The following is a 22,655-nucleotide window of genomic DNA, read 5'->3' on the forward strand; positions in this document are numbered from 1 at the left end:
AACGCTCGGCTGGGAAACCCCAGCCGAGCGCCTGCATAAACTGCTCACGGCTTGATCAACACAACCGTGTGTTGCAACGACCGCTAGAAACCGCCCACTCGGGTCGGCCCCTCCTCGTCCGCACGCGTCGCGATTCCCCAGCGGCTGCTCACGTTGATCAACTACGGCCTCCGCGACAAGGTGTTCGCCGTCGCATTCCGCGAACAGCCTTGCGTACGGGGAAAGGGGGGGCCAGGTCCACCCGCGAGGGGCGGACGGCCGGTTCTGGGTACGCGGCCCCAAGGGCGTGGGCACGATCGGCCGGGCGGAGACCCTGGAGGAGGCGTTCGCCCTGGTCGTCGCCAACCTCCCGGAGGAGTGCGGGCCGGCCGTACTCGGCAGCGCCGGCCGCGTCTGACCGCGTGCGCGGGGCGCCGCCTACGACGGAGGCAAGGCCGTCTCAGCCTCGACGAGACCCCCATCGACGTGCCCTTCCCCGCTCTTGGCGGGGAGGGTCGGCGGTGGGGCCATCGGGACCGGGATCGCCGCCACGTCCACCGCCCCCGTCTTCTCTCCGCTGGCTCTGCGTGAGCACCTGGGCGGTGTTGGACACCGCCTTGATCCCAAGGTAGGCGGTGGTCATGGTGCTCACGGCCGTGAAGGCTCCCGTCACGAGCGCGATGGCCTCGGGCGCCTTGAGCCCGCCGAGCTTGTCCACGCCCCAGATCGTGACCATGACGATCGCCGTATCGCTGACGAGGACGGCCAGCAGGCCGGCCAGCGACCGGACCCGCTCCCGAGAGGCGAACGGCGCCTGGGACGCGTGCTGGGGAAACACCAGCAGCGCACCGACCACTCCTGCCACCAGCACCAGGGCGGCAAGGCACAGGATGATCTGAACGGCCAGAGGCATAGGAGGCCTCCTTCAGGGGCCTGGTCGTGCCACGCCCCCTCGCACGACCCCCTCACCATCAAGCATCATCTATCAGCCGCCGTCGTGCACCCGCTGCCTTCCAGCCTCCGAGCCGTCCGGTGACGGGGTTGAGGACGGGCCTCCGAAGACCTACTCGGCCGGCAGCGGGCGGACGCCGGCCCCGTCGGGGTCCGCCGGCCGGGTCCGACGACGGCCGTGGCCGGGGTTCCGCCGACGGAGGTGCCGGTCGAGCCGACCACGGAGACCTCGGCCGCACCGGCGAGCCCGCAGGAGGAGCTGGACGCGCCGGCGGCGGAGAAGGGCGGGGAAACCGACGATCCGTACGCGGAATCGGCTTCGGAATTCGTGGAGGACATCCGCGCGTCGCTGCCGCCAAGCCCTCGGGGAGGCAGGGGGCTATTTCCCGGTCGTCGGGGCGCACTCCTGGCCCGCATCGCCGAACGTGAGCCGCACCTCCGACTCGCGTCCTCATGACCAGAAATTACGGCCGCATGTAATAGGCTCCGCCTCTAGCATCACTCGATCGATAGGAGGCCCGATGATCGGTGTGCTCGTGACTTTCACGCAGACCGAAAAGTTCGATCGTTCAACTATCGCAAAGATTGCCAGTGAACTCCGAGGACCTTTCGAAGGCATGGCCGGACTTCGCCTCAAGAGTTTCATGCTCGACGAAGACGGCACTCGGGCAAGGAACTTCTACGTGTGGGATGACGAGGCGAAAGGCCGCGCCTTCTTCACGGAGGAGCTCGTCGACAAGGTGACGGGGGTTTATGGCGCCCCGCCCACCATCGAATTTCTCGATATCGTGGGGTTCGTCGACAACTCCGGTACCTGACTCTCGATCGAGGAGGCTGTCGCACAACCTTGCCTGTCCAGGCCGTTCTGGACTACCGGGCATGCCACAGAACCTCCTCACATGAGCGGGTGGCCAGGCCGCGCGTCAGGCCGGCGGTGCCCCTCCGCCGGCCCGCACGGCCTATGGCTGCCGGAGCTCCGGCGTCGCGGTCATCCGGTAGCGAGCCAGCTCACCGCCGTCCTCGGCGCCCGTGGTCTCGAACCTTTCGAAGCCGGCCTTTTCCAGGACGCGGGCGGAGGCCGGGTTCGACAGTTCGACGCCGGCGACCACGGTGTCGACCCCTGGCGCGGCCAGGGCGAACCGGGCGAGCGCCCTCGCGGCCTCGGTGGCGTAGCCGCGGCCCTGGCGGGAGGCGACGACGCCGTACCCCAGCTCGAGGACTCCTCCGGCGGGAGGCCAGAAGAGGCCGATGGAGCCCACCACGATGCCGCTGCCCCGTTCGGCGATCAGCCGGTGGCCGTACGCGCCGAGCCAGTCGGGATTGCCGTTGAGGAGTCCCGCGATGACGCGGTCGCCGTCGGCGGGGAAGTCGGCGGCCCAGTCGGCAGGCCGACGGTCGGGGTCGGTGCCGCCGAGGACGGCGGCGACGGCCTCGGCCGTCCAGGTGCGGAGCACCAGCCGCTCGGTGGTGAGCTCGGTGAGGTCCTTCGAGAGTGCTAAACGCACGGTTGTCTCCAGGTCGTTCGGAACGACCGGACCGCGTCGCGTCAGCGCGCGGACCGGAAATGGGCATGCTGAAGAGGGCCGGTGACGGCCATATTCATCAACCTCCCTGATCCGGAGCCGTGTTCGCGGGCATCCCGCGCGCCGGTGCGACCGTAACAGACGACGCCGGCCGTACACCTCCCGAGGCGGGCTGCACGCACGGCGGCGGTCTCGCGTGAAGTCCGGGTCACTTCTTGCGGGCGGTCACCAGGGCGAAGGAGAGGTATTCACCGGCATCCTCGGTGAGCATGTCGATCACCGGCTGGTGGACCGCCAGGCCGTCGGGGTGCTGCGCGGCGCAGACCCGTGTCCACAGCAGCCAGTCCCGCCAGGCGTCCTCCTGGAGCCGGGCCGAGGTGACGTCCACGAGCCCGGTGATCTCCCACAGGAAGCGCCACCATTCGGCGGTGTGCCAGGCCATGGCCTCCCAGCCGACCACACGCTTGACGTGGGCTGGGATCGCGCCGAGTTCGCGGACCTCCCGGGTCATGGCGGGCGTGGCGATGCCCAGTTGGCCGCCGGGACGCAGGAAGCCGGTCAGATAGGGCAGGTAGTTGTCCGCCGTGCCGAAGTACTCGAACGCGTCGATGCTGACGATCGCGTCGAAGCTCTCCGGTTCGAACGGCAGGACGTGCGCCTCGGTCCGTATCGCCTCCACCCGGTCGGCGACCCCGGCCTCGGTGAAGACGGCGGCCGCGTCCTCGGCCGGGATCCACCAGTCCGCGGCGACGACGTCGACGCCGTACTCGCGGGCGAGGAACACCGACGTGGCGCCCTTCCCCGAGCCCAGGTCGAGGACCCGCATGCCGGGGCGCAGTTCGAGGTTCCGGACCAGGTCCTCCAGGAGCCACAGCGGGTTGGGGCCCATGTCGAGGCCGACGAGCCAGGCCGGGTCGTAGCGGGACGAGCGCGGGTAGCGGTCCGGGCGCACAAGATCGTTCAATGCGGTCACGGTGACGCACTCAAGCCCACCGCAAGCGCGGACACAAGCCCTTTGTGACGCGCGGGACGCGACAGCCGCCGGGGAGGGCCCGCGCCCGCCCGCGGCGGCGGCCAGGAGGCCGCAGTTGCCCGGCCGACGAAGGGGGCCGTACCTGCTAGGCGTCCGCCCCCTCCCCTCCGGGACCCGTCGCGAACGCGAGCGGCGGTGCGATCGCCTGGGCGTCCGCGCCCTCCCCGACCCACAGTCCGATGAAGAGCGCGGCCGTCGCCTCGAGGAGAGCCGCCCGGTCGAGGCCGCCACCGGCCACGGGCACGCAGCCCGCGTCCCGGACCAGCAGCTCCACGAGGGCGAGCGCCGACGCTTCGTCACCGCAGAGCGGGACGGCCAGGGGGCGCCCGTCGAAGACCGGCGGGGTCATCCCCCACACACCCTCGTGGCAGAGGTTGAAGGCCTTCACGACCCGCGCGCCCGGTGCCGCCCCGGCCAGCCGCGACGCCGCAGAGGAGTCACCGTCCGTCAGCAGCCGGAACCCGGGGCCGACCGGGTTGGAGCAGTCGATCAGAACCCGCCCGTCCAACTGCTCCCGTACACCGGCGACGACTTCGGCCCCGACGCCGAAGGGGAGCGCGGCGAGTACGACCTCGCCGAAACCGGCCGCCTCGCTCAGCTTCCCGTACCGCGTGTCGCCGCCCAGCCGGGTCGCGAGGCCATGCGCCTTCCGCTCGTCGCGGCCTCCCACGAGCACCTCGTGTCCCGCTCGCACCCAGTGCCCGGCGAGAGCCCGAGCCATGTTCCCCGTCCCCAACACGCCGATCCTCATCGTCATCTCCCCTCTCCGCGCCCGTTTCCGGCGCCCTCGTCGACGACACTAGGAAGGCGGTCGGGCACCATCTGGTAAGTGAACTCCGACGCGTACCTGGCCGACTGCCGCGCCCGACTCGCCTTCGACCTGCTCGCCAACACCTGGAACTCCGTGGTCCTCTGGTCCCTCCGGGACGGACCGAGCCGCCACGGCGAACTCCGCGAGCGGATCGGCGGAATCAGCTCCAAGGTCCTCACCGAGACCCTGCGGCGCCTGGAATTCAACGGGCTCGTCGAACGCCGGACCGACCGGAATCCCCGCGTCACCTACGCCCTCACACCCCTGGGGCAGACGTTGCTCGGGCCGATCGACGCGTTGGGCGCGTGGGCCTTCGAGCACGGCGACGAAATCATGGCCGCCCAGGAGCGCCATGGCGGGTGAGGAGCCTGCCCGGACCAACCCTGCTCCCCGGCCCATACGCCTTCCCGCTGCCGACCACCACCTGGCTGCCGGCCGGCCGTGACCGTTCGCACCACCGCCACCTCCGGTCCCGGGCGACTGTGCCCACCATGGCCCCGGACACACGAAAGGCCGCCCTCCCATGGATGAGAGAACGGCCTCCGACCTGCGTTTCCGCACAGTCGGGACGACAGGATTTGAACCTGCGACCCCTTGACCCCCAGTCAAGTGCGCTACCAAGCTGCGCCACGTCCCGGTGCCCGGCTCCCCCGGGTGAGTCCCCGGTGGCGGCGTGCAAGAGAACATTACCTCACTTCATCGGGTGGATCAGCACACGGGGCGTCACCGTGGTCCGCGGCGGACAATGGGCGGGTGGACGGCGAGCGCGGCGGGGACGGCAGGGACAGGGATCTCGACGGGCGGGCGCGCAGTGCGCGGCCGCGGGACGGGCTGGGGCGGCCATTGCCCTATGGGGTCGAGGGGGTGCCACGGCAGCCCGAGGGGGTGGTGCGGACGCCTGGGGAGACGGTGCGGGAGGCGCAGCGGTTGCTGGATGCCGGGATGCCGTTCCATGCGCACGAGGTGTTCGAGGACGCCTGGAAGTCGGGGCCCGAGCGGGAGCGGGACCTGTGGCAGGGGCTCGCGCAGCTGGCCGTGGGGCTGACGCATGCGGCGCGGGGGAACGCGACCGGTGGGGCGCGGCTGCTGCGGCGCGGGGCCGGCCGGGTCGAGCGGTACGCGGCAGTGGGGGCGGAGGGGTACGGGGGTGATGGCGCCGGGGCTGGGATGTACGGGGGTGATGGCGCCGGGGCGGAGACCTACGGGATCGACGTCGCCGGGGTCGTGGCGTGGGCGCGGGAGCTGGCCGCCCGTGTGGAGGCGGGCGGGGCGGGGGTGCCGGATGCCGCGGCGGAGGCGCCGCGGCTGCTGCTCAGCAGGTGAGGCGGAGCTCCTCGGGCGAGCGGTGGATGAGGGTCGGCCGCATGACGACCGGGTGGTCGTCGGCGAGCCGCAGGCCGGGGAGGCGGCGGGTGAGGGCCTCCAAGGTGGCGCGGATCTGGGTGCGGGCCAGCTGGGAGCCGGGGCAGCCGTGCGGGCCGTGGCCGAAGGACAGGTGCCGTAGCTCCAGCCGGTGGCGGGTGATGTCGAAGGTGTCGGGGTCCGGGTGGCGGGCCGGGTCGCGGTTGGCGGAGCCGTACGCGACGAAGACGGTGGCGCCGGCGGGCAGTTCGGTGCCCGCGAGGGTGACGGGGCGGGTGGTGGTGCGGCGGAAGCCCTGGACGGCCGTGTCGTAGCGGGCGGCCTCCTCGACGGCGGCGGGTATCAGCTCCGGCCGGGTGCACAGGAGTTCCCACTGGTCGCGGTGGCGGAGCAGGTGGAGGACCGTCGTGCCGATGAGGGCGGTGGTGGTGAGGTGGCCGGCGATGAGCAGGTTCTGCAGGTTGGAGACCAGCTCGCAGCGCTGGTCCGCGGTGAGTTCGCGCGGGCCCGGGCCCAGTCCGGCGTCGGGGGCCAGGGCGGCGACCATGGCGCTGGTCAGGTCCTCGCGCGGCCTGGTGCGCCGGTCGCGGGCGTAGCGGTCGAGGAGGTGCTGCAGGGCGAGGACGTCTTCGGCCGCGGCGGTCTGTTCGTCCTCGGGCAGCGGCCGGAAGAGGAGCCGTTCCGCGCTGTACGAGCCGTGGACGGCGGCGGGCACGTCGGCCGGGTCGAGGCCGAGGAGCCGGCCGATGACGGCGCCGGGCAGGCGGCGGGCGTAGTGGGCCATGAGGTCGGCGTGGCCGTGCTCGGCGACCGCGTCGGCGAAGGCTTCGGCGAGGGTGTCGGCCTGTTGCGCGATGTACGGGGTGAGGGCGGCGGTCCTGGCCGCCGACAGACCGCTGTTGAGCGGCGCGCGGTGGCGGCGGTGGGCGGGACCGTCGGTGGAGACGACGGTGGGCCGGGGGGCGAAGCCGCTGCCGAGCACGGCGAGCGCGGCCGGCGACGGGACCACGTCGGGGCGCAGCGCCTGCGCGGAGGAGAAGTCCTGGGGGCGGAGCAGCACCTCGCGGATGTCGGCGTCACGCGATACCAGCCAGGCGTCGAGGGTCGGGACGAAGGTCAGCCCTTCGGTGCGGCGGGCGTGGGCGTAGAGGGGATACGGGTCGCGTTGGAGCTCGTCGAGCAGGTCGTGACGTTTCCGCAGGTCGTGACGCTTCTGCTGGGCCGGGTCCACGCGGCGCCTCCTGACGGCGGGGGTGCGGGGCGGAAGGGGATGGGCGTTGCGGTTGGATGCGTTGCAGGTGGGTCCGTGGCGGGTCATGCGTCGCGGGTGCGTGCGTTGCAGGTGGGTCCGTGGCGGGTGCGTGCGTCGCGGGTGCGTGCGTTGCAGGTGCGTGCGTTGCAGGTGCGTGCGTTGCAGGTGCGAGCGTTGCAGGTGCGTGCGTCGCGGGTGGCTGCCTCGTGGTGCGGCGGGGGTGGGGAGTGCCGGCCGTGCTGCCGCCATCGTGGCCCGGGCGCGCGCCCGTGAACAGAGCCCTGCCGGGAGGTGGCCCGAAAGCGGCGCCGAAAGGCGCGCCCCGGACGGACCCTAGGCCGGGGGCGACTCCAGGACCTCGACGAGCACCACGGTGTGGCTCACCGAAGGGTCCTTGGCCGCGGTGAGGAGGGTGACCGGGCCCTGCGTGACGCGGGTGCGCAGGTCGGACAGGGCCTCGGCGGCGGCGGGTTCGGCGAGTTCGCGCTCGTAACGGCGGCGGAACTCCTCGTACTGTCCGTCCTGCCCGTGGTACCAGCGGCGCAGCTCGGTCGACGGGGTCAGGGCCTTGGGCCATTCGTCGATGTGCGCGTCGGCCTTGGAGATCCCGCGCGGCCAGAGCCGGTCGACCAGGACCCGCAGTCCGTCGTCGGGCTCGGGCGGCTCGTAGATCCGGCGCACGCGGATCCGGGGCGGTGACGTGTGGGCCATGGCTTCAGGGTGCCGGACGGCCGGGGGCTTCACACCTCGGAGTCGTCCCGCACGCCCGCGCCGAGGGCCGGCAGCAGGACCGCGTCCACGAACGTCCGCATGGTCGCCGGATCGGTGAAGCGGTCCTCGAAGAGGCGCTCGATGCGCAGCATGCCCAGGAAGGACGGGGCGACGAAGCCGATGGCCGGGTTGCCGGCCGCGATCTCGCCGCGTTCGACCGCGCGCCGCAGCATCGCGTCGATGGCGGCGACCTCCGGCTCGATGACGGTCTCGCGCAGCGCGGCCCGGAGGTCGGGGTGCTGGATGTACGCCTGGCTGACGGCCTCCATCAGTTCGGCGTCGCGGTCGCGGTGGGAGGCGGCGAGGCGGGCGGCCTCGCGCAGGTCGCCGACGAGGGTGCCGGTGTCGATGCCGGTGAAGACGGCGCAGCGGCGCTTGTCGAGGGCGGCGGTGACGAGCCGGGGCTTGGTGCCCCACTGACGGTAGAGCGTGGCCTTGCCGCACTTCGTGCGGGCCGCGACGCCCTCCATGGTGACGGAGTCGTAGCCGCCCTCGCGCAGCAGGCAGAGGACCGCCTCGTACAGCTCCTCCTCGCGTTCGGGAGTGAGTTTGCTGCGGCGGGCGGCGGCGGTCGCGGCCTGTGTGGACATCGATTTCCTCCCGGACATCCCGTACGCCAAGCGGACCTGTCTCTGCACATCCGAGAGTAGGGGGTGCACAATCGAGACGCAAACGTATCGAGACGCTTGCGTCTCGATGAATTCGGATCTAGAGTTCCTCCGTTTGCTGTCCGATTTGACGGAAAAAGGGGCCGAGCCATGGCTGCCGGGATACGCGGGATACGGAGATCACGTCCTGCAGGACCGGGGGCGAGTGCTACCCCCAGACCGCCTCTCGTACGCGAGCTGCTGCTCGTCACCGCGCTCTTCCTCGTCTACAAGTTCGGCCGGCTCTTCGCGAACGGCCACGAGACCCGCGCCTTCCACAACGCCGACCGCGTGTGGGACGCCGAGCGCGCGGTGCACCTGCCCGGCGAGGGAACGATCCAGCAACTACTGCTGCACGGCGACGACCTGGTCCGCGCCGCCAACACGTACTACGCGGCCGTGCACTTCCCGGCCACCCTCGCCTTCCTCGTCTGGCTCTACTGGCGCCGCCCCACGCACTACGTCTGGTCCCGCCGGGTCCTCGCTCTGGTGACCGCGGCCGCGCTCGCGCTGCACCTGCTGATGCCGCTCGCGCCGCCCCGGATGCTCGCCACGAGCGGCCTGATCGACACCGCCCAGGTGTACGGGCCTTCCGTGTACGGCGCGACGCCGGAGGCGGACTCGATGGCCAACCAGTTCGCCGCGATGCCGTCGCTGCACTTCGGCTGGGCGGTGATGGTCGCGATCGGCCTGATCGCCGCGACCCGGTCGCGCTGGCGCGTGCTGTGGCTGCTGCACCCGCTGCTCACCCTGCTCGTGATCGTCGGCACCGCGAACCACTACTGGTTCGACGCGATCGCCGCCGCCGTGCTCCTCGCCCTCGCACTGCTGGTCGTGCCGACGCCGGACCCGGACCGCAAGCCGGACGCGCGACCGCTCGCGCCGCGTACGGGCGGGACGCCGGCCACCACGGCCGTGGGCGCAACCGTGGCGACGCCCGCGACCGCCTCCGTCGTGACGGCGCCCGCGACCGCCTCCCTGGCCACGGCCGTCGCGCCGCCCACACACCCCGGGATTCCCGCCGCCGCGACCGCCGTCGCCGGCACCCCCGCCACCGTGGGAGCCCTCCGATGAGCCCGGCCGCCGGGACCGTCCTCGCGGTCCTCCTCTCGCTCGTCTCCGCCGCCGGCTACGCCATGGCCGCCGTCGCCCAGTCCCGCCTCGCCTCCGCGTCCGCGGGCGGACCCGGCGCGCTCCGGCGACTCCTCGCCCGCCCTCAGTGGTGGTGGGCGGTCGGCCTCAACGCCGCCGGGGCGCTCGCCCACGTGGCCGCGCTGCACTACGGGCCGCTCACCCTCGTCCAGCCGCTCGGCGCGCTGACGCTCGTCGCGGCGCTGCCCATCGGCGCGTACGGGGCGCACCGGCGGGTCACCCGGGCCGAGTGGCGGGGGGCACTGTGGACGTTGGCCGGCCTGGTCGGGCTCGTCGCGGTGACCGGTCCCGCCGCTCCCGGCGAGGCGCTGAACCTGCGCGAGGCCCTCGTCGTCACGGCAGCGACCCTGTTCCTGATCGGGCTGCTCGCCTCCCGTTCGAATGCCCGGATGGGCACGGCGGCGCGGGGCCGTGGGCTCGGCCACGCGACCGCGTCGGGCGTGGCCTCCGGTGTCGCCTCGGCGCTGACACAGACGCTGACCGCCGCGCTCGCCCGCGAGTTGCCCGGCGGGCCGACGGGCTGGTGGCAGACGGCGTTGCTGGCGGTCATGATCGCCGCGTTCGCGGTGGGCGGGCTACTGCTCTCGCAGGCCGCCTACCGCGGCGGGCTCGCGGCGCCCCTCGCCGTGGTCAACCTCTCCAACCCGGCCGCCGCGGCCGTCATCGGCGTCGCCCTGCTCGGCGAGACCTTCCGGGCGGGCGCCTGGGGCTGGCTGGTCGCGGCCGTGGCCTCGCTGGTGGCGGCGCGCGGGGTGGTGCTGCTCACGACGGGCTTCGGCACGGAGACCCCGACGGCTGAGCCGGACGCGACGGCGGGTGCGGTGGCGAAAGCGGTGGCAGAAGCGGTGGCGGAGCCGGACGCGGCAGCGGATGCGGGTGTGGAAGCGCCTGCGGGGCCTGCCGACGCCACCACCGGCCTGGTCGGAGCGGTGCCCTCGCCTCGCCCCCGGCCCAGGCCTGAAGCCGTCGTCGGGAAGCCCGAGCCCCGCGTCGTCACGGCCGCCGTGGCCGTACCGGACACCCCGCTCGTACGCGACACCCTGCCCGCACCCTCGCCGGAGCCGGAACCGGCGCGCTGAGGCGCCGGCCGCCCACCCGGGACTCGGCCGGACCGGGGCTCAGCCCGCGGCCCGCGGCCCGTCGTCCTTGATCTGCGCCGCGTAGACCGGCTCGGCGGAGGTCTCGTAACCGCCCTTCTCGCGGGGGACGGCCGGCTCCAGGCCCGCCGTCGCGCCGATGCCGGTCGGGGGCATGTCGCCGTAGAGCGTCTGGTAGGCGCCCGGGCGCACCGAGTAGATCTCGTGCCAGATGCCGACCGCGCCGTTGCTGGAGAAGTAGCGGCGCCAGAAGGCACTCTGGGCCGGGTGGTGGCGGCGGCCGGCGTCACCGGCGTACGCGCGGATGTCGCCGGCACGGCGCCAGTACTGCACGATCATCACCTCGCCGAACCGGGGCCCGAGGAGCATCCGGTAGCCGAGGAAGCCGCTCTGCGGGTCGTCGGCGAGCTCCTTGATCATGCCGGGCATCGCCATGACGACGGGCAGCCAGCCGCGCACCGACCGCCAGCGGTTGATCCGGGTGCCGATGAGAAAGACGGCGACGGGTTCGGTGTTGACGGCCATGAAGCGGCCCCTGCGCGGCCGGCGGCGTTCCGCCCGGGTGTCGGGTGCGCCGCGGTGCCACTCGGGCACGGTGAAGAACCGGAGTCCGTCGGTGAAGCCGAGTCGTCCCATGCGTTCCGTCCCCCAACGATTGATTGGATAGGCCGACTATCCTTGGGTCGCAGAGTAGAACTCCCGTGGAGCCGTGTCGAGACGGCGGGAACGGAACAGGAACGGTGGATCCCTCGTGCGCCTCTCCGAGCTGAGCGCCCGTAGCGGCGTGTCGGTCGCGACGGTGAAGTACTACCTGCGCGAGGGGCTGCTCGCGCCCGGCACCCCGGTCACGGCCCGGCAGTCCGACTACGGCGAAGAGCATCTGCGCCGGCTGCGCCTGGTCAGGGCGCTGCTCACGGTGGGCGGCATGACCGTCCAGCAGGCCAGGGACGTGCTCGCGGTGGCAGAGGACCCGGCCTTCGGCCGGCACCAGCAGCTCGGCATCGCCATGTACATGCTCGGCCCGCGCATCGAGCCGCCCGAGGACACCGACCCCGCACGGGAGTTGTGGGACGAGGTCCACGGCGAGGTACGCGCACTGCTCGCCGAGCTGGACTGGCGGGTGTACGACGAGGCCCCGGCGATCGCGGCCCTCACCCGCGCCGTCGTGAGCATTCGCTCGCTGGGCTACCGCGGCGGGATGGACCTCATTCGCCGATACGCCCTCGCGATGCGGCCGATCGCCGAGGAGGAGACCTCGGTGGTCGACGAGTACCGGACCCTGGAGGAGGCGATCGAGGCGGCCGTCGCCTACACCACCCTCTACGAACCCGTCATCCTCGCCCTCCGCCGCCTCGCCCACGAGGACGCCACGGTCCGGCTGCGCATGGCAGGCCCGGGCGACCCCGGGGAGGAGCCGAGCCGGGGAGGGGTGGGCCGGGGAGGGGTGGGCCGGGAAGAGGCAGGCCGGGGAGAGACGGACCAGGGTGAGCCGAGCCCGGCAGAGGCGGTCCAGGACACCACCGGTCGCTCAATTTCGTCATCTTGACGACAACCCCCGGGGGCCCATATCGTCACAGTGACGACAAGGGAGGTCCCATGGCCGACATCACCCGGCGGGCCGGCTGGCGCCATCTGCGCTCCGCGCCCACCGCGCACATCCGCCACCAGCGGCGCGGAGCGCTCGTCCACGACGGTGCGGGGCTGAGCTTCTGGTTCCGCGCCCTGTCCGCCGCCGTCTCCGAGGTGCCGGTCGACGACCGCGAGCTGGCGATGGCCTTCCACGCCCGTACCGCCGACTTCCAGGACATCAGCGTCCAGTCGACCGTCACGTACCGGATCGGCGACCCCGGCGCGGCGGCCACCCGGCTCGACTTCTCCATCGACCCGGACACGGGCGTGTGGCGCGGCACCCCACTGGAGCAGATCGCCACCCTGCTGACCGAGAGCGCCCAGCAGCACGCCCTCGACGTGCTCGCCCGCATCCCGCTCGCCGAGGCCCTCGTCGACGGGGTCGCGGCGGTACGGGACCGGATCGCGGCCGGACTCGCCGCCGAGCCCCGGCTCCCGGACACCGGAATCGAGGTGGTGGCCGTACGCGTCGTCGCCCTGCGCCCGGAGCCCGACGTCGAACGCGCCCTGCGCACCCCGGCCCGCGAACAGATCCAGCAGGAGGCCGACCGGGCCACCTACGAGCGGCGGGCCGTCGCCGTGGAACGGGAACGCGCCATCGCCGAGAACGAGCTGGCCAGCAAGATCGAACTGGCCCGCCAGGAGGAGCGGCTCGTCGACCAGCGCGGCACCAACGCGCGACGCGAGGCCGAGGAGAGTGCCGCCGCGGACGCCGTACGGGCCGAGGCCGAGGCCACCCGCAAGGTCCGGCTCGCCCGCGCCGAGGCGGAGGCGGCGCGCGAGGTCGGCGCGGCGCGCGCCGAGGCGCAGACCGCGTGGCTCCGGGCGCACGCGGAGGTCGCCCCCGCCACGCTGCACGCGCTGGCCGCGACGAAGGCGGCCGAGCAGCTGCCGAGGATCGAGCACCTCACCCTGTCGCCGGACGTGCTGACCGGACTGCTCGCCAGGCTGGGCGGGGGGACCGGCGCGTGAGCCTGGCCCCGCGGGCGGTGCTCGTGCACCGGACCACGGAGTACGAGGAGCTGCTCGCCCGGCACGGGACGCACGGGCAGGCCGCGTTCTTCCTGGCGGCGCGGGGCCGCTCGGTGGACGAGGTCCGCGAGCGGCACGAGCGGACCCGGCGGGCCCTGGCCGAGGTGGCGGCCGCGGTGCCGCTGCAATGGCGGCAGGCCAGAGTCGAACGGGCCGACCTCGACCGGTTCCTCTTCGGGCCCGAGGACGTGGTCGTGGTCGTCGGGCAGGACGGGCTCGTGGCCAACGTGGCCAAGTACCTTACGGGGCAGCCGGTGGTCGGGATCGACGGCGATCCCGGGCGCAATCCCGGTGTTCTGGTCCGCCACCGCCCGGCGGACGCCCGCAGGCTGCTGCCGTCCGTCACGGGGGTGCGGACGGCGGTGGACCTGCTGACGATGGTCGAGGCGGTCACGGACGACGCGCAGCGGCTGCTCGCGCTCAACGAGATCTACGTGGGTCCGCCCGGCCACCAGACCGCCCGCTACACCCTCCAGGACCCGCACGGACCGCCCGAGCGGCAGGCGTCCTCCGGGGTGCTGGTCGGAACGGGCACGGGCGCGACGGGCTGGCTCCGCTCGCTCTGGCACCAGCGCTCAAGCCCGCTGCCGCTGCCCGCTCCGGCCGCGCCGCAACTCGCCTGGACCGTACGGGAGGCCTGGCCGTCGCCGAGCTCCGGCACCGCGCACGTGGAGGGCCTGCTCGACGCCGGGGACGCGCTGCGCGTGGTGGTCGAGTCGGACCGGCTGGTGGCGTTCGGGGACGGGATGGAGTCGGACGCGCTGGAGTTGACGTGGGGTCAGTCGGTCCGGGTGGGGGTCGCGGAGACGGGGCTGCGGCTGGTGGGGTGAGGAGGCGGGGCGCCGGGGGCCGGGGCGGCGCGGGGAGGCGGAGTGCGGTCCTACGACGGGGCGGGGCGCCAGGGTGCGAGGGCGGCACGGGGAGGTGGAGCGCGGCCCGACGACGGGCGGGGACGGCCTCGCCAGACGGCCTGAAAGTGACGATCGGGAGAAGGCGGGCGGGTCCGCACCACTATGCTCGGCCGTCCTTCCCCCGACCCCTGCTCCTCCCCCGCCCCCTCCTCCTCCCCCGCCCCTATCGCCGAAGGGACCCCCATGACCCTCCACATCGCCCCGGCCTCCCTCCAGGACTGGGCGCTCGTACGGAGCTGGGCAGCCGACGAGGGGTGGAACCCGGGCGCGGCGGACGCGCGGGCGTTCTTCGCGCAGGATCCGGAGGGTTTCTTCCTGGGCCGGATCGACGGGGAGCCCGTCTCCGCCATCTCGGTCGTGAACTACAGCGACGACTACTCCTTCCTGGGGTTCTACCTGGTCCGCCCCGACCTGCGCGGCCTCGGCCATGGCCTCGCGACCTGGCGGGCCGCGCTCACGCACGCGGGCGGCCGGACGGTCGGGCTCGACGGGGTGCCGGACCAGCAGGACAACTACCGTCGCTCCGGTTTCGCCCCCGCCTACCGCACCGCCCGGTATGTCGGCGAAGTACCGGTTGCCGACGGGCCGGTGGCGGGGGTGGTGGCGGCGGACCGGGTGGATCCGGCCGCCCTGGCGGCGTACGACAACACCTGCCATCCCGCCGACCGGCCGCGGTTCCTGACGGCCTGGCTCACCACTCCCGGGCACCGGGCCCTGGCCCGGCTGACCGACGGCCGGCCGACGGGGTACGGGGTGGTCCGTCCCGCCGAGGACGAGGCCCGTATCGGGCCCCTGTTCGCGGACACCGCCGCCGACGCGGCCGCGCTCCTGGACGCACTCGCCGCGCAGGCCCGGGCGTTCGGCTCGGCACGGGTCGCGATCGACATGCCGGAGGCGAACCCGGCGGCGGCCCGCCTGGCCGAGGAGCGGGGTCTGGAGCCCACGTTCGAGACGGCGCGCATGTACACGGGCCCGATCCGCCCGATCGCCCAGGACCGCGTCTTCGGCGTCACCACCCTCGAACTCGGCTGACCCGGCAGGGCTCGCAAACCCCCGGGCGCCCTGCCCCGACCCTCGCCCCCACCCTCGTACACCCCTCGCGTCGCCATCGGGCCACTACCGGGCCGCGTCCCGCCGCGCCCGGGCGCCCGCTCGGGCCACCCGTCGCACGGCGCCGCGCGCCTCCGCACCGCCCGTCCCGTGCCCCCGCGGACGCCCACCCCGGCACCCCCCGCCCCTCCCCCTCCCACCCCCGAGGGGTGACAAGGGTTTTCCCCGTATCGAGTTCACCTCGGCGTTCCCTACTGTCTGCCGCACCGGCAGATCCCATCGCCCGCCTCACACCTGTCAGGTGCATGAGAACGGATGGTGGTGTCCGCCGGGGGCGGCCTTGACCCGGGCCGTCGCGCCGGTGGCGGCGCACGGGCCCCCACGCCCAGGGAACCGCGGACCGTGACCCCACATCGCCCCGAGGTACCCGCGCCGCCGCCACTGCTCCACTCACGTCGTACTCGAAAGGGCCACACCTTGAACGGTTCCAGGCGGAGAGTCATATCCGTGGTGGTCGCGAGCGCCGCGATCCTCGGTGCCGCTGCCACCACCTCCGGGGCGTTCGCCGCCGTCCCGGCCGCTGCCACCCCGAAGCCGGTCCCGGCTTCGCAGGCGATGACCGCGCTGCCCAGCGCCCCGGTCGAAAAGGTCATCGTCACCTACAAGCCCTCGTCCGCCGAGGCCGGCTCGAACGCGGCCGCCAAGTCCGACGCGGCCGACAAGGCCGCCAAGACCGGCGAGAAGCTCTCCTTCGAGCGCCGCCTGGCCGGCGGTGCCGCGCTGGTCGACCTGGGCGACTCCGCCGGCAAGCAGGACGTCGCCGAGGTCATGGCGGCCTTCCGCGCCGACCCGCAGGTCGCCTCCGTGGACCCCGACATCCGGGCGTACCCGATGGCGGTCACCCCGAACGACACGGACTACGCCAAGCAGTGGGACCTCTTCGAGCCCACCGGCGGCATGAACGTCCCCACCGCCTGGGACAAGACCACCGGCTCCGGTGTCACCGTGGCCGTCATCGACACCGGTTACGCCGCCCACTCGGACCTGGCGACCAACGTCGTCTCCGGTTACGACTTCATCTCCACCTCCGCCGACGCCCGCGACGGCAACGGCCGTGACGCGGACGCCAAGGACGAGGGCGACTGGAACGCCACCGCCGGCGAGTGCGGCACCGGCTCCACCGCCTCCAACTCCTCCTGGCACGGCACCCACGTGGCCGGCACCATCGCCGCGGTCACGGGCAACACCAAGGGCATCGCGGGCATCGCGTACAACGCGAAGATCCAGCCCGTGCGCGTGCTCGGCAAGTGCGGCGGCTCGTCCGCCGACATCGCCGACGCGATCACCTGGGCGTCCGGCGGCACCGTGCCCGGCGTCCCGGCCAACCCGACCCCGGCCAAGGTCATCAACATGAGCCTGGGCGGCGCCAGCGCCACCTGCCCGAGCGTCTACCAGAACGCGATCAACGGCGCCGTCTCGCGCGGTACCACCGTCGTCGTCGCCGCGGGCAACAGCAACGCCAACGCGTCCGGCTTCACTCCCGCGAACTGCTCGAACGTCATCACGGTGGCGTCGACCAGCCGCGAGGGCAACCGGTCGTACTACTCCAACTACGGTTCCATCGTGGACGTGGCGGCCCCGGGCGGCGAGACCCGTCGCGCCACCGACACGCCCGGCACCGTGACCACGCCCGAGAACGGCATCTACTCCACGCTGAACTCCGGCGCGACCGTCCAGTCGACCGAGACCTACAAGCCCTACCAGGGCACCTCGATGGCGGCCCCGCACATCGCCGGTCTCGCCGCGCTCCTGAAGTCGGCCAAGTCGGCCCTGACCCCGGCCGAGATCGAGTCGGCGATCAAGACCACCGCCCGCCCGCTGCCCGGCACCTGCACCGGCGGCTGCGGCACCGGCATCGCCGACTCCGCCAAGGCGGTGGACGCGGTCACCACCACGACCCCGCCGGCCGGCAACGTCTTCACCAACGCGACCGACGTCGCGATCGCGGACAACACCACCGTGTCCTCCTCGATCGCCGTCACCGGCCGCACCGGCAACGCGCCCGCCGCCCTCAAGGTCGACGTGGACATCAAGCACACCTGGCGCGGGGACCTGGTCATCGACCTGATCGCCCCCGACGGCACCGTGCGCAACCTGAAGGCCTCCTCCGGCTCCGACAGCGCCGACAACGTGCTCGCGACCTACACGGTCGACGCGTCGAGCGAGGTCGCGAACGGCACCTGGAAGCTCCAGGTGCGCGATGTGGCCTCGGGTGACACCGGCTACATCGACAGCTGGAGCCTGACCTTCTGATCCACCCGGAATACCTTCCGACCCACCCCCCACACCAGCATCACTGCTGGTCAGCGAAGCGCCCGTGGTCTACACCACGGGCGCTTCCGTGTACCGGTCACGCGCGGTTGACCGGCGTCCGCTGTCCGTATGCCGGACAAGGGGCCTGGACTGGGGCGCTGAGCTCCGTATTCTCTGCCCATCGGGGCTCATGGGCCGGGGCCCGAGCACCGGAGGGTGAGGGGGGTGGACAGATGACGACAGCACCGCAGCTCCCCGCGCGTCCTGCGGGCGTGGCGGGACCGCCGGCGCCCGTCGGCCGGGAGGAACTCCTCGCCCGTCTGGAACGGGTGCTGCACGCGCGGGGCCGGGCCCTGCTCACCGGTCCCGCCGGGGTCGGCAAGACCGAGGTGGCCCTGGCGGAGGCCGCCCGCGCTGAGGCGCGCGGCGAGACGGTGCTGTGGCTGGCCACACTGCCGGCCGACCGGGACATACCCGGGGCCGCCGCCGCCGCCCTCGTCGCCACCGTCGCGGCCACGGTCACCTGGCCCGGCGTGGCCGCCCCGGGCGCGGCCGGCTGGCCCGCGGCCGCGGGGGACGAGCCCCCGGGGGCGGACGGCGCGCCCGGGGACACCGCACCGCCGGGCGGGACGGGGCCGGACGCCGCCTCCTCCGCCCCGCACCCGCCCTCGTACGGCTCCGGGCCCGAGGTCGCCCTCGTCGGCGCCCCGGGATCCCTCGGGGTCTCCGCCTCCGGGGTCTTCGAAGGGCTGCCAGGGCCGCAGCGCACCGCCGTCGCCATGCTGTGCCGCGAGGCGCCGCTGCACGACGGCGGCTGGGACCCGATCGCGCTGCGCCTCGGCATCGCCCGGATCCTGCGGGCGCTCACCGCCCGCGGCCCGGCGCTGCTCGTCGTCGACGGCGTGCAGCACATCGATCCCGACAGCGCCGACCTGCTCCGCTTCGCCCTGCACCTGGCCCCGCCCGCGCTGCGGGTGGTGGCCGTCGAGACCCCGGAGGCGTACGAGGCGTACGGCTCCCAGGACACGCACGACACCCACCTGTGGGTGCCGTCGGAGGCGGACGTGCTGCTCGTGCCGCCGCTGCACGCCGACGAGATCGCCGCGCTCCTCATCCACCACCGGCTGCCCTCCCGGATGGCCGGGCGGATCCACAAGGCGAGCGGCGGCAATCCGCGCCTGGCGCTCGCCGTGGGCCGTTCGCTCGCCGACGCCCGTACCCCGGTGCACCACGCGGAGGCGCTGACGCTGTCCGGCCGGGCTCGTGACCTGGCCCGGCAGCTGCTCGGCACGGCGCCGCAGTCCGTACGCGAGACCCTGCTCCTCGCGGCGCTCGCGCTGCGGCCCTCGGCGGCGCTGGTCCGCCGGGCCGGGCGCCCGAACGCGGAGGCGGACCTCGCGGCGGCCGAGCGGGCCGGTCTGGTGTCGCTCGCCGAGGACGGCTCGGTCACCTTCACGGCCGGGCTGCTGCCCTCGACCCTGGTGCACGACGCCTGCTGGGCCGAACGCAGCGCGGGACACGCGGCGTTGGCGAACGTCGTGGACGATGCCGTGGAGGCCGTACGGCACCGGGCGCTGGCCACCGACGCGCCGGACGAGGAGCTGGCCGCGGAGGTCGCCGCGGCGGCCGACCTCGCCCGGGGCCGCGGCAACCGCGCGCTGGCCGCCGAACTCGCGCTGCTCGCGGCCGAGTCGACGCCCGGACAGTACGGTCCGCGGCGGATCGCCCGGCTGGTCGACGCCGCCGAGGAGGCCGCCCGCGCCGCACGGGCCGACCTCGCGATGCGGGCGGCGACGGACCTGCTGGCCCGGGACGCGGTGCCCGCCGACCGGGTGCGGGCCCGGCTCGCCGTACTCGACACGGCGGGGCAGGGGCTTACCGGCCTCGACGAGATGTACGTCCACGCCATGGAGGACTCCGAGGGCGACACGGCGCTGCGTGCCGCGGTGCAGCTCCGGCTGGCCGTCAAGTACGTGCTCGCGGACGGGGATCCGCTGCGCTCGCGGGCCGCCGCGGTGGAGTCGGCCGCGCTCGCCGCCTCGATGGGCGATCCGCGGACGGCGGCGCAGGCGCTGACCGTACAGGCGCGGATGGAGCGGGCGCTCGGCTCCCCGGACGCGGAGGCGGTGCTCGCACAGGCCCGCGCCCTGGAGACGGCCGAGCGTCCGGCCGGGATCCGCAACGCGGCACAGATCCTGACGATCCGTCACGCTCTGTTCGACGGAAGGCTCGTGGACGCCAGGGACCACCTGAACGCGCTGCTTCCGCTGGTGCAGCGGCGCGGTTCGGTCGAGGACGCCATCGAACTGCTCAGCACGCTCGCCGAGATCGAGTCCAGACTCGGGCCCTGCTCGGCGGCCCTCGCGCACGCGGGCCAGTCGCTCGCGCTCACCCTGGAGGCGGGGCTCTCCCCCGGGCCCGCCTGGTACGCCCTCGCGCTCGCGGAGACGGCCGGCGGCAGCTTCGGCCGGGCGGCCGGCTACGCCCGGCGCAGCGTCCAGGCCTCCGAGGAGGAGGGCGACCGGGTCTTCCTCTCGCGCAGCCTGTACGCGCTCGGCCGGGTCCAGCTGGTCAACGGCGATGTCGCCGCCGCCCTGGAGACCCTGCGCCGGGTCGAGGCGAACGAGCGGGCGCAGTTCACCGTCGACCCCTCGATGCTGCGCTGGCACGAGGAGCTGGCGGAGGCGCTGCTCGCGCACGACGCCGCCGACGAGGCCGTGGCGCTCCTGGCGGAGGTGCGCCCGGTGGCGGAGCGGCTCGGGCGTACGGCGGTGCTGCTCGGCTGCGACCGCGCGTTCGGGCTCTGCCTTGCGGCGGAGGGCCGGACGGACGAGGCCGTGGAGCTGCTCACCCGGACGGCGGAGCGGTTCACGGAGGCGGGCCTGCCGCTGGAGCGGGGCCGGGCGCTGATGGCCCTCGCCCGCGTGGAGCGCAGGCGCCGGCGCAGGTCGGCCGCGCATGCCGCGCTGCAGTCGGCGGCGGCGGTGTTCGAACGGGCCGGGGCGACGCCGTGGCTCGCGCTGGCGAGCGAGACGCCGGCCGGCCCGGCGGGCGAGGGCACGGCGGGCGAGGAGGCGCTTCCCGCGCTGTCCTCGCTGACCGAGGCGGAGCTGCGCCTGGCCCGCCTGGTGGGCCAGGGGGCCAGCAACCAGGAGGCGGCGGCGAAGCTGTATCTGAGCGTGAAGACGGTCGAGGCGCGGCTGACCCGGATCTACCAGAAGCTGGACGTGCGCTCGCGCGCCCAGCTCGCGACGGCCCTCAGGCCGTGACGACGCCCAGGCCGTGACGGCGTGCGGGCCGTGCCGGTGGCGGTGGGTCAGACCGTGAACGGCCGCTGTTCCAGGAAGGCGTTCGAAGGCGCTCCCGTCGTGTAGAGGTTCGGGCTCTGAGTGGGCGGCAGCTTGCCCTGGATCGCCCGGTGGAAGTCGCGGTAGTCGCCGCGGAAGGCGCCGTCGCCCCAGACCTCCAGGAGCGCCTCCGTGAAGGCGCCGTTGACCGCTCCGTCGGCGGCGGTCTGGTTGTCCTGGCAGCCGGAGATCAGCAGCACCGGCGGCCCCTGGCCGTCGTTCCTGGCGGCGGCGGCCTTGGCGAGCGAGCGCTGGAGGTCGTCGTAGAAGTCCCGGTCACGCTCGTAGAGCTCGGCCTGTTTGGGTTCGGGCATGTAGCGGCCCGCGGCGTCCGCGCCGGGGGCTCCGGGGATCTCGATGCTGCTGCCGCTGTGGCAGCAGTCGAGGTAGGTGACGATCCGCACCCCGTCGTCGAAGCGCAGGAACTCCTGGTGGAGCTCGTCGTCGAGGAACTGCCGGTCGAAGAAGACCAGGGTCTCGTCGAGCCGGTCGGTCTCGGTGTCGGGTCCCGTGGCGACGTCGCGGACCTGGCCGCCGTGACCCGAGTAGGTGAAGAGCAGGGTGTCGCCGGAGGCGAGCCGCTGCGCCGCGTCGCGCAGTGCGGCGGTGATCCGGTCGACGGTGCCCTCGCGGGTGAGCAGCACGGTGTCGGAGAAGCCGGCGGCGCGGGCGAGCCGCGCCATGTCCCGGGCGTCGTTCTCGCAGGCCACAAGGGCACCGTCCCAGCCGTCGTAACGGTCGGGATCGACGCTGTTCAGTCCGACGTGCAGTGACAGTCCAGTGGGCATGAGATGCCTCCTTGACCGGAGTGGAGGGGGCACCGGGGGGCGTCTGATCGAGTGGCCTGGGGGTCCGGTGCCGTGGGCAGCCCTCCCCTTCGCGGTACTTACATCGTATGAACCCAAGCGACACACGGCACGATCTGCTCGCCGACCGCACCGGCTACGACGAGAACTTCCTCGGCCCCGCGGTGCCGCTCGCGCTGCCGGCGCGCGCGTCGGTCGAGACGGTGATCCTCCCGTACACCCACTTCACCGTGGTGTTCCGGCCCGACCGCCGGCTCGCCGCGTCGACCGCCGTCGCCATCGAGGGGCGTGAGCTCCTCGAGGACGTGCCCCGCGACGACGTCTGGGAGTTCGATCCGCGGCTGCCGCGGGAACACCAGGCGGGGGACGACGTCTACCGGAACAACAGCCTGGACCGCGGGCATCTGGTGCGCCGGCTCGACCCGGTGTGGGGTGCGGCGGCGGTCGGGAACAAGGCGAACGTCGACACCTTCCACTTCACCAACGCGGCCCCGCAGGCGGACGTGTTCAACCAGGGCAAGCAGCTGTGGCAGGGCCTGGAGAACTACCTGCTCGACCACGCGGCGGAGTTCGACCGGAAGCTGGTGGTGCTCACCGGTCCGGTCCTGCAGGACTCCGACCCGCCCTACCGGGGCATCCAGGTGCCATTGCGCTTCTGGAAGGTGGCCGCGTTCATGCAGGACGGGGCGCTGGCCTCGACCGCGTACGTGCTCGACCAGAGCCCGGACCTGAGCCGGGACGCGGAGCGGGCGCTGGCCGGGGCGAAGGCGGGCGCACCGCCGCCGCTGGGGCCGTTCCGTACGTATCAGGTGCCGGTCTCGGACGTCGCGGAGATCACCGAGCTGGAGTTCGGGCCGCTGCCGGACGTGGATCTGATGCCGCCGATGCGCTCGCCTGAGGAGCGCTGGCGGCGCCTGGAATCGTACGAGGACATCGCGATGCAGACCTGAGCCCGCCGCGCCCGGTGGACGCCGGCCGGCCGGGCGGGC

At 73.6% G+C, this 22,655-nt stretch carries 21 protein-coding genes, 1 tRNA gene and 1 pseudogene; 13 read left to right on the forward strand and 10 right to left on the reverse strand.

Annotation, left to right across the window (positions count from 1 at the left end):
* Positions 1-238: 238 nt before the first annotated feature.
* A pseudogene (locus tag ACIGEZ_RS23765) lies at positions 239-397 on the forward strand (DUF6193 family natural product biosynthesis protein); the annotation flags it as partial.
* A gap of 42 nt (positions 398-439) precedes the next feature.
* On the opposite strand, the gene ACIGEZ_RS23770 reads toward ACIGEZ_RS23765, so the two are convergent.
* Positions 440-892, reverse strand: coding sequence for a hypothetical protein (locus tag ACIGEZ_RS23770; RefSeq protein WP_399834245.1), 453 nt, complete (start codon positions 890-892; stop codon positions 440-442).
* Positions 893-1,451: 559 nt separating this feature from the next.
* Between ACIGEZ_RS23770 and ACIGEZ_RS23775 the strand changes: the two genes are divergently transcribed.
* Positions 1,452-1,748: a hypothetical protein gene (locus ACIGEZ_RS23775; protein WP_399834247.1), complete on the forward strand. Its 297-nt coding sequence runs from the start codon at positions 1,452-1,454 to the stop codon at positions 1,746-1,748.
* A gap of 141 nt (positions 1,749-1,889) precedes the next feature.
* On the opposite strand, the gene ACIGEZ_RS23780 is transcribed toward ACIGEZ_RS23775, so the two are convergent.
* From ACIGEZ_RS23780 to ACIGEZ_RS23790, 3 genes are all read right to left on the reverse strand, one after another.
* On the reverse strand, positions 1,890-2,435 hold the full coding sequence (locus tag ACIGEZ_RS23780; RefSeq protein ID WP_399834249.1) for a GNAT family N-acetyltransferase: 546 nt from the start codon (positions 2,433-2,435) through the stop codon (positions 1,890-1,892).
* Positions 2,436-2,661: 226 nt separating this feature from the next.
* Positions 2,662-3,426: an SAM-dependent methyltransferase gene (locus ACIGEZ_RS23785; RefSeq protein WP_399834250.1), complete on the reverse strand. Its 765-nt coding sequence runs from the start codon at positions 3,424-3,426 to the stop codon at positions 2,662-2,664.
* Positions 3,427-3,571: 145 nt separating this feature from the next.
* Positions 3,572-4,237 carry an NADPH-dependent F420 reductase gene (locus ACIGEZ_RS23790; protein WP_399834673.1) on the reverse strand — a complete coding sequence of 222 codons (666 nt, stop codon included), beginning with the start codon at positions 4,235-4,237 and terminating at the stop codon, positions 3,572-3,574.
* A gap of 78 nt (positions 4,238-4,315) precedes the next feature.
* On the opposite strand from ACIGEZ_RS23790, the gene ACIGEZ_RS23795 reads away from it, so the two are divergent.
* Entirely contained in the window at positions 4,316-4,660 is a 345-nt protein-coding gene (locus tag ACIGEZ_RS23795) for a winged helix-turn-helix transcriptional regulator (protein ID WP_399834253.1), read from the forward strand.
* Positions 4,661-4,860: 200 nt separating this feature from the next.
* On the opposite strand, the gene ACIGEZ_RS23800 is transcribed toward ACIGEZ_RS23795, so the two are convergent.
* Positions 4,861-4,934: transfer RNA gene (locus ACIGEZ_RS23800), tRNA-Pro, on the reverse strand.
* Positions 4,935-5,050: 116 nt separating this feature from the next.
* On the opposite strand from ACIGEZ_RS23800, the gene ACIGEZ_RS23805 reads away from it, so the two are divergent.
* Positions 5,051-5,620: a DUF309 domain-containing protein gene (locus ACIGEZ_RS23805; RefSeq protein ID WP_399834255.1), complete on the forward strand. Its 570-nt coding sequence runs from the start codon at positions 5,051-5,053 to the stop codon at positions 5,618-5,620.
* Here ACIGEZ_RS23805 and ACIGEZ_RS23810 read toward each other — a convergent pair.
* The 3 genes from ACIGEZ_RS23810 to ACIGEZ_RS23820 all read right to left on the reverse strand — a co-directional run bounded on the left by ACIGEZ_RS23810 (position 5,610) and on the right by ACIGEZ_RS23820 (position 8,272).
* Entirely contained in the window at positions 5,610-6,890 is a 1,281-nt protein-coding gene (locus ACIGEZ_RS23810; RefSeq protein WP_399834257.1) for a cytochrome P450, read from the reverse strand. The two genes, ACIGEZ_RS23805 and ACIGEZ_RS23810, sit on opposite strands and share 11 nt — an antisense overlap.
* 354 nt (positions 6,891-7,244) lie before the next feature.
* Positions 7,245-7,622, reverse strand: a complete 378-nt coding sequence (locus tag ACIGEZ_RS23815) for a DUF488 domain-containing protein (protein WP_399834259.1) — start codon at positions 7,620-7,622, stop codon at positions 7,245-7,247.
* A 29-nt stretch (positions 7,623-7,651) separates the two neighbouring features.
* Positions 7,652-8,272, reverse strand: coding sequence for a TetR/AcrR family transcriptional regulator C-terminal ligand-binding domain-containing protein (locus ACIGEZ_RS23820; protein ID WP_399834260.1), 621 nt, complete (start codon positions 8,270-8,272; stop codon positions 7,652-7,654).
* A gap of 168 nt (positions 8,273-8,440) precedes the next feature.
* On the opposite strand from ACIGEZ_RS23820, the gene ACIGEZ_RS23825 reads away from it, so the two are divergent.
* A complete protein-coding gene (locus ACIGEZ_RS23825; RefSeq protein WP_399834262.1) occupies positions 8,441-9,403 on the forward strand; it encodes a phosphatase PAP2 family protein in 963 nt (320 codons plus the stop codon).
* Positions 9,400-10,560 carry a DMT family transporter gene (locus ACIGEZ_RS23830; RefSeq protein ID WP_399834264.1) on the forward strand — a complete coding sequence of 387 codons (1,161 nt, stop codon included), beginning with the start codon at positions 9,400-9,402 and terminating at the stop codon, positions 10,558-10,560. The genes ACIGEZ_RS23825 and ACIGEZ_RS23830 overlap by 4 nt, the downstream gene beginning before the upstream one ends.
* Positions 10,561-10,599: 39 nt before the next feature.
* Here the strand turns inward: ACIGEZ_RS23830 and ACIGEZ_RS23835 are convergent, their stop codons facing one another.
* Positions 10,600-11,214 carry a DUF4188 domain-containing protein gene (locus ACIGEZ_RS23835; RefSeq protein WP_399834266.1) on the reverse strand — a complete coding sequence of 205 codons (615 nt, stop codon included), beginning with the start codon at positions 11,212-11,214 and terminating at the stop codon, positions 10,600-10,602.
* Between the two features lie 115 nt (positions 11,215-11,329).
* Here ACIGEZ_RS23835 and ACIGEZ_RS23840 point away from each other — a divergent pair, with 115 nt between their 5' ends.
* The 6 genes from ACIGEZ_RS23840 to ACIGEZ_RS23865 all read left to right on the forward strand — a co-directional run bounded on the left by ACIGEZ_RS23840 (position 11,330) and on the right by ACIGEZ_RS23865 (position 20,782).
* Positions 11,330-12,124: a MerR family transcriptional regulator gene (locus tag ACIGEZ_RS23840; RefSeq protein ID WP_399834268.1), complete on the forward strand. Its 795-nt coding sequence runs from the start codon at positions 11,330-11,332 to the stop codon at positions 12,122-12,124.
* 50 nt (positions 12,125-12,174) lie between these two features.
* A complete protein-coding gene (locus tag ACIGEZ_RS23845) occupies positions 12,175-13,179 on the forward strand; it encodes an SPFH domain-containing protein (protein WP_399834270.1) in 1,005 nt (334 codons plus the stop codon).
* Complete coding sequence (locus ACIGEZ_RS23850; RefSeq protein WP_399834272.1) at positions 13,176-14,069, forward strand: hypothetical protein; 894 nt, start codon at positions 13,176-13,178, stop codon at positions 14,067-14,069. The genes ACIGEZ_RS23845 and ACIGEZ_RS23850 overlap by 4 nt, the downstream gene beginning before the upstream one ends.
* Positions 14,070-14,333: 264 nt before the next feature.
* Entirely contained in the window at positions 14,334-15,182 is an 849-nt protein-coding gene (locus ACIGEZ_RS23855; protein ID WP_399834274.1) for a GNAT family N-acetyltransferase, read from the forward strand.
* 633 nt (positions 15,183-15,815) lie between these two features.
* On the forward strand, positions 15,816-17,513 hold the full coding sequence (locus tag ACIGEZ_RS23860; protein WP_399834675.1) for a S8 family peptidase: 1,698 nt from the start codon (positions 15,816-15,818) through the stop codon (positions 17,511-17,513).
* Between the two features lie 233 nt (positions 17,514-17,746).
* Positions 17,747-20,782, forward strand: coding sequence for an AAA family ATPase (locus ACIGEZ_RS23865; RefSeq protein WP_399834276.1), 3,036 nt, complete (start codon positions 17,747-17,749; stop codon positions 20,780-20,782).
* Positions 20,783-20,829: 47 nt separating this feature from the next.
* Here the strand turns inward: ACIGEZ_RS23865 and ACIGEZ_RS23870 are convergent, their stop codons facing one another.
* Positions 20,830-21,648 (reverse strand): caspase domain-containing protein, encoded by an 819-nt coding sequence (locus ACIGEZ_RS23870; protein WP_399834277.1) that lies wholly within the window; start codon positions 21,646-21,648, stop codon positions 20,830-20,832.
* 107 nt (positions 21,649-21,755) lie between these two features.
* On the opposite strand from ACIGEZ_RS23870, the gene ACIGEZ_RS23875 reads away from it, so the two are divergent.
* The gene (locus tag ACIGEZ_RS23875; RefSeq protein WP_399834279.1) at positions 21,756-22,616 is read left to right on the forward strand and encodes a DNA/RNA non-specific endonuclease; all 861 of its coding nucleotides are present in this window, start codon (positions 21,756-21,758) and stop codon (positions 22,614-22,616) included.
* Positions 22,617-22,655: the final 39 nt, after the last annotated feature.

Source organism: Streptomyces sp. NPDC085481 (genome assembly GCF_044541845.1).
Taxonomy (GTDB): Bacteria; Actinomycetota; Actinomycetes; order Streptomycetales; family Streptomycetaceae; genus Streptomyces.